The organism is Bradyrhizobium sp. CCH5-F6 (assembly GCF_001556045.1).
Classification (GTDB): domain Bacteria; phylum Pseudomonadota; class Alphaproteobacteria; order Rhizobiales; family Xanthobacteraceae; genus Bradyrhizobium.
The window spans coordinates 167839-174192 of the sequence record NZ_LSIC01000101.1 but is presented as its reverse complement, the minus strand read 5'-3'; the positions used below and the strand labels follow the sequence as shown (position 1 = coordinate 174192).

At 60.6% G+C, this 6354-nt stretch carries 6 protein-coding genes; 1 reads left to right on the top strand and 5 read right to left on the bottom strand.

The window, feature by feature from the left end; genetic code table 11:
• Positions 1–186: 186 nt before the first annotated feature.
• Complete coding sequence (locus AX729_RS18755) at positions 187–585, top strand: H-NS histone family protein (RefSeq protein WP_061025670.1); 399 nt, start codon at positions 187–189, stop codon at positions 583–585.
• Between the two features lie 62 nt (positions 586–647).
• Here AX729_RS18755 and AX729_RS18750 read toward each other — a convergent pair whose 3' ends face one another.
• From AX729_RS18750 to flgK, 5 genes are all read right to left on the bottom strand, one after another.
• Entirely contained in the window at positions 648–1724 is a 1077-nt protein-coding gene (locus tag AX729_RS18750; protein WP_245325261.1) for a nucleotidyltransferase family protein, read from the bottom strand.
• On the bottom strand, positions 1711–2835 hold the full coding sequence (locus AX729_RS18745) for a PqqD family peptide modification chaperone (RefSeq protein WP_245325263.1): 1125 nt from the start codon (positions 2833–2835) through the stop codon (positions 1711–1713). The genes AX729_RS18750 and AX729_RS18745 overlap by 14 nt, the downstream gene beginning before the upstream one ends.
• A 200-nt stretch (positions 2836–3035) precedes the next feature.
• The gene (locus tag AX729_RS40530; RefSeq protein ID WP_061025664.1) at positions 3036–3281 is read right to left on the bottom strand and encodes a hypothetical protein; all 246 of its coding nucleotides are present in this window, start codon (positions 3279–3281) and stop codon (positions 3036–3038) included.
• Between the two features lie 361 nt (positions 3282–3642).
• Complete coding sequence (locus AX729_RS18735; protein ID WP_061025624.1) at positions 3643–4554, bottom strand: flagellin; 912 nt, start codon at positions 4552–4554, stop codon at positions 3643–3645.
• A gap of 14 nt (positions 4555–4568) precedes the next feature.
• Positions 4569–6344, bottom strand: a complete 1776-nt coding sequence (flgK, locus tag AX729_RS18730) for a flagellar hook-associated protein FlgK (RefSeq protein ID WP_061025622.1) — start codon at positions 6342–6344, stop codon at positions 4569–4571.
• Positions 6345–6354: the final 10 nt, after the last annotated feature.

Sequence of the window (6354 nt, the reverse complement as noted above, 5' to 3'; positions counted from 1 at the left end):
TCGGCAAGCTTCTCTGCCCGCCGGAACTTATTTAAAAATAATCGTCGCAATAATTAGAAGTTAATATATAATATATTTATTGAGACGTCAATTTGTGTACTGACTGCGTTCGATCACTCATTCGTCGCTCGGATGTGAAGAATGGAAAGATGGATAACGGGTCAGTCGAACGGTGACGAGAATGCTATGCGCAGGCAAGATCTCGAAGCCATGGATTTCGAGGAACTTTGGCTCCTCCACGAGGAGCTGACGAAGATTCTCGCCGAAAAGATCACCGCCGAAAAGCGGGAACTGGAAAAGCGGCTTGCGCAACTCAATCAGCCAGATCAGTTCGGTGGAATTGAAAGCGGGGCGGCTGAGGCGGGGACAGGCCAGCCGCCCCGCTTTCAATTCCGCCGCAAGTACCCGAAGGTCGCACCCAAATACTACAACCCGCTTCAGCCGACAGAAACCTGGTCGGGCCGCGGCAAGCAGCCCCGCTGGCTGGTAGCCGCCCTCCAATCAGGACACACGCTGGAGGAGTTCAGGATCCGCGAGAATGGCGACACGTCCGACCGGAATGCCGGCGGTCAAGAGCATTCCTAGCTCTGCGCAATTGCAAGAAGGTCACGCCCCTCGCGAAGGCGCAGGTCTCGCCGTCGCAGGCCCTAGACTTTTCCCGCGCGAATGGCGTTAGCCTCCCTCACGAGAAACCGTAAGGTGTCTCCTCTCGGCATCGACCACAATCCGCGGCGCGCGTTGGTTGGCACGGCCCCAGTGGTCATCACCCTCCGATAATTCCTGAGATCCAGAACCGTCATTGCGAGGAGAGGCAGACGCATGGCCGGAAAACGTGCTTGCATCAACTGTCGCATGAACTGCAGGCGCGGAACCAGCCGGGAGCGCAACGCATGCGGGATCTCGACGCCAAGCAGCTCGGCGAGAGCGAGCAGCTGGGTCTCGACCGCGTTCTTCATCAACTCGCCCGAGACAAGAGAGGCAAGCTCGGTCCAATCGAGGCCCTCGGCGGAATTGTTCAGATCGCGTAGTTCGACAAGGTGGCGCAAGTCGAGTTCGCCAAGCCAATAGCCGTAGTCTTGAAACTGATCATGGATGATCAACATGAGCGCGCGGTAGGTCGGCGTGGGGATATAAACGCGTCCCCGTCCCAGCAGCGCAGGGACGCAGTGGTTCAGCGCATGCCCGAGGCTCTGGTACAGGTACGCAGGACCTGGAGCCGCCTGCTGCAGGTCGATGGCCCCGACGTCCTGCGACCGGCTCAGATCGACGTGCCATCTCTGGCTCCCGGGAGGAGTCCGGTAATCGATCTCGTAACCAATCGCACATAGAGCGGCGACTGCCTCTCCGGCCTCCTCGGGCATCACCATGATATCCAGATCGGACATTATCCGGACGCCACGCCGCTCCTCAGGCGCGGTCGCCAGTGTCGATGCTCCCTTGAGCATGATCGGCGTGATTCCCAGGCCGTTCATCGCAACGACAGCTTCTTCCAGTTGAGCGAGGAGCCGATTGTTGCGCAGCACGTTCCGGCGATGTATCTGGCCGACATAAGTGCAGACGTCCTCCGGCAGCATCGCTCCAAACTGGTCGACAAAGTCGATGAGCGCAGGCGTCGTCAGTGTCTGGTTTGCGAGCCCGATCACGGACGTCCACTCGATATCGACAGGCGGCATGCCTCGCAGACAGCTGCAGAGGCTCGTCAGCGCGGCGCTATGCCTTGCCATTGCACAAATCCATGAGCAAACGCCGAGCCTCGACGGCTTCGCAGTAGGTGAGGCGAAACGATCGTGCGCCCGCGACAATCCGCTTCAGAGCAAAAAAGCCGGCCTGCGAAAGTCTTCCGTCAGCGGCAAACGCGTTCTCGACGAGCCGCTTCATCGAATCCAACTGGTCTATCGCGGTCAGTTCGGCCGGACCGCTCGCGACCCGGTTCAAGAAGATGATCCAGCCTGCGGAAACGCTCTGGGCTTGCGCATCCGGAATGGGTACGTACCGCACCCGAACGCCGTCGGAGCGGCAATGCGTCGTTTCGTACTGGCCGCCATGCAGTCGCGAGAGCATGTCCCACGATCCTTGCTTGACGGTGAGAGCAAACGGAACTCCGCAGATCGTTCCGTCAGCTCCAACCAGCGCGACATCGTCGCCGGCGTACCGAAATCCGCCGTCCACCAGCTGCAGTGTGAGGGTAGACTTTCCAGCTCCCGGTTGGCCGCACAACAGCAGGCCCACACCGTCTGTCACGAGAGAAGCGGCGTGAAGAGAAAAGACCCAACGATGACTTCGAATGAGCCGTTCGGTGATGTGAGCCTTGATCGTGGGGGCCAGCGCCTCGACGTCACATCTGGAGACGCCGGAATCCTCTCCGCGCAAGAACACTTGCTCGTCCAGCATCATTGCCTCGATTGCAATGTCGCCGTCGCCGCCGGTGCCCCGGTCCGCAACACAGAATGGCGAAAGCAGCCGCCTCATGAGGTCCCGATTTGCAGTCCTGACGGCTACTTTGTGCCCCCCCAGAATAGCTGAGAAGCCACCATCGATCGGCATTCGCCAATCGACTTCGATCACCCCTCGATCGATCCAGACATCGACAAGCTGTCGCGTGAACTGGCGCGCTGCTGGCTCGTCGATGCCCTGCCTGCCGAGTTCCTCATGGACGGTTTCCAGAGAAGCGCCCTGCGCCAGCTTGCACCAGATGAAGGCCCCCACGCGGTCCAGCTCAAACATCTTCTGGCCGGCTTCGCTGAAGAGCACCGATCGACCGTCCAGCAGCGCGAACACCGCATCCCGAGCCGGTCTCAATACCATCTCTGCCGACGATCTTTCCAGCACGGCCACAGCCAATATGAATTCGCCTGTCTCGCTCCGTATGGACGGGGCGTACAGAGCGTCTCTGATGCACTATTCTCGCGGCACTCCAAGAGCGGACAGCCGCCGCCCACGAACGTTCAAACGTGGCCTGGCTTGCAATGTTGCAGTTCCCGCTCAGGCGGGCGCACACCAGCCGACCAGGCCTGTATGAAACACAATCGGGTCAGTTAAGCCGCCAGCTGACCTTCCTTGCTCCTTCCCTGCGGAAACATGTTCGATCCCTGATCTCGAAAAAGGCTAGCATTCTCAATCGACCGATGAGCATCCAGGAGGTACCGATAGGCTTCCCGATCGGCACTTCGTTCTCTCAATATCCGCTCCTTCTCGCCAATGCTCATCAGTTCCGCGCGCAGCTGAACCAATTGCTGCTCATCCGAAATGACGTTGTACTTGCTGAGAATTGAATCCAACATCGCGTCCTCCAGCCGAACGAACTTGGACGAGGTCAGCTTACGTGATCGGCAGTAATTGACAACGGGTTTTAGATATTTACCGTATAATAAAAATCCGCTGCACAATTGAACCATGCGCGAAGCCTCCGCCCACACGGCGCTGAATCCATGCGGAAACTGCTGAATGGGAAGCGGAATTTTCCGCGGGGGCACGACGAAGTATGTAGACCAGCCGAGACTCGTAAATCGGGCCGATAGCCCAACCTGGTTTGTACATTAAATGCCCGAATAGATATTCAGCAAGCTGAACGACCGGGTGAAACCAGTGATCCCGTTGGCCGGGTTGCACGTCGCGATGACGGCTTCATTGCAATCGGAATAGTTATTTCAGATAGCTCGCCAGATTCAGGCTCAGGATCTTGCCGAGCGCTGAATAGGACGCGGTAAGTTGCGACTCGTATGTCGAGAGCTCCGCGGTAATCGCGGCGACGTCGACGCTGGTGAGGTCGCTCGACAACGTCTCGGCGTAGCTCTTGTAGTCGGTCTGATGGGCGCTTGCCGTCTCGATCGAGGACGCCGCCATGGAAAGCTTCGCCTGCACGGCCGCGGTGTCATCGAGCGCCGCGCTGGCGAGATCGAGCGCGCTGGAGATGTCCGCGGATGACAGCGAGGTGCTGTTGGCCACGAATTTCAGCACACGCATCGCCTCCTCGAACGCCGAATTGTCGGCGGTGACACCATAGGAAACGGTTTCACCGGCGGCGACACGCACCGAGGCGATCTCGTCGTCGCCACCGTAATAGCTGGTGTCCGCGGTGGTAAGGGACCCCGTTCCAGACGAAAAGCCCGTGAGATCGGCCGGGGCCGCGTCCGTCTTGCCGCCGGCAAAGACATATTGGCCGTCATATTGCGTGTTCATGATCGATGCCATCTGCTCGAGCATCTGCCGGGCGGAGCTGATCACCGAGTCCGTCTCGGTCGAGCTTCCGGTCGAGGCGGCGCTGAGCTGGGAACGAAGTTGAGTGATGATGTCGGTCATCGAACCGACCGCCGAGTACATCACCTGCACCTTGCTGCCGGCGAGCGTCGCGGCATCGATATAGGACTGCGCGCGCGTCACCGAGACCTGGAGGTTGACGACGTGCTGGGCGTCCGAGCCGTAGCCGCCGAGATCGCTCGAGATGATGCCCGACGATTCCTGGACCTGCTTCTCCGCCATGACCGCCTGCACGCGCAGCGCGTCGGAGATCATCTTGCTCGACTGCGCGAAGGTCGCGACCCGCATCGCCACCATGCTTCAGTTCCCTCCTATGCCGACTGTACCGCGGCGAGCAATGCCGAGTACATGGAGTTGATGGCCTCAATCAGCGCGGAGGCCGCCGAATATTTGTTCTGGAGCGTGCTGAGCGTCGCCGATTCCTCGTCGAGATTGACTCCCGATTGCGACGACAGCGAGTTCGCGTAGGTCGACTGCGCGGTCTCCTTGGCCGTGTAACTGGTGGACGCCTGCGAGGATTTGCTCGCGACATCGGCTACGATGGTGGAGGCATAATCAGCAAGGGATCCGGTGGTCGCGGCAAGCCCACCCGTCGAGGCAAATGTCCGTGCGTTCGTGAGCGCATCGTAGAAGGCATTGATCACCGTGGCCGAGCCCGATGACAGCACCGTGCTGCCAACAGTCAAGGGCGACGACGAATCCAGCGTCGCCAGCTGCAGCCCGTTCGTTCCCGACAAGATCTTGCTGTCGACTGCGATATCCGACGCGCTCGTTCCGGTCACGACGTCGTTGAGCCCGAAATACTCCGAAAATCCCTCGCTGGTGCTTCCCACCGAGCTCGTCATCTCGTTGATCGCGACGCCGTTGCCGGACCCGGTCGCCGTGATCGAGAAATGGCCGTCCGCATCGATCGAAGCCGACAATCCCGAGATGCCGTTGACGGCGGTGACGAGATCGCCGACCGTGGAATAAGACGACAGATCGAGATCGCTGTAGGAGACCAGACTGCCGCTCTGGTCAGTGACCGCAATACGCACCGTGCCGCTGGCGGCGAGTGCCATGCCGGCGGTCACGCTCGTCGTGCCGGTCAGGCTCGTCGGCGCCGGCACCGAGGACGCGCCGTTCGAGACGCTGTTCATTGCGGAGGCGAGCTGCTGCGCCAGCTGGTCGAGCTGGGACTGGGCAGCCGGCAACGTCTCATCGCGAAGCGTAATCAGCGCGCCGATATCACCGCCGGCGATCTGGGAGGTGATATCGACCCCGTTCACCGTGATGGCACTGAAACCGCTGGTGGAGGAACCGGCAGTGTAGGTCGTCGACGCCGTGACGCTGGAGGCGGTGGTATAGCTGATCGCGTGGGCAGAACTGTCGACCAGCGCCTGGCCTGACGTGGTATAGATCTGGAGATCGCCGTTCGACGCCGTGAAGTAGCTGATGTTCATCTTGGAGGCGAGGTCCTGGAGCGCGGTGTTGCGCTGGTCTTCCAGGTCCGCGGTGGACTGGCCGGCTGCCGCCGTCTGCTTGATCTGCGCGTTCAGGTCCGCGATCTGCTGCAGGTCCGCGTTGACCTCGTCGATCGAGGACGCGATGTCCTGGTCGGCGTTGCCGCGGAGCTTCTGGATCCCGCTCGACGTCTCCCGCAACTGGCTCGCGACGTCGTCGAGCGCACCGACGACGTTGGATTGCAGGGAGGCGCTGCTCGGCGAGCTCTCCAGCGACGACAAGGCCGATTCCAGCGCGGCAATGCTGTTCGCAAGCGAGGTGCCCGTGGAGCTACCATCGGTGCTGCTGGTCGAGCCGTAGAGCTTTTCGAGCGAGGTCAGATAGCTATTGGTCGTATCGGCCGACCCGAGGTCGGAGATCGCCCCGACCAGTGACTTCAGCAGCAGCTTGTCGACCGTCGAGGTGATGCCGGTCACCGCAACACCGGTGCCGACGCCGTTGGTGACGCTGCTCGACTGGCTCGCAGTCTTCTTGGTGTACCCCGTCGTGTCCGCGTTCGAGATGTTCGACGACGTCACGCTGATCTGAACCGACGTGGCCGACAACCCGCTGAAGGCGACCGATCGTGCGATGTTGAGTGACACGGCGGACCTT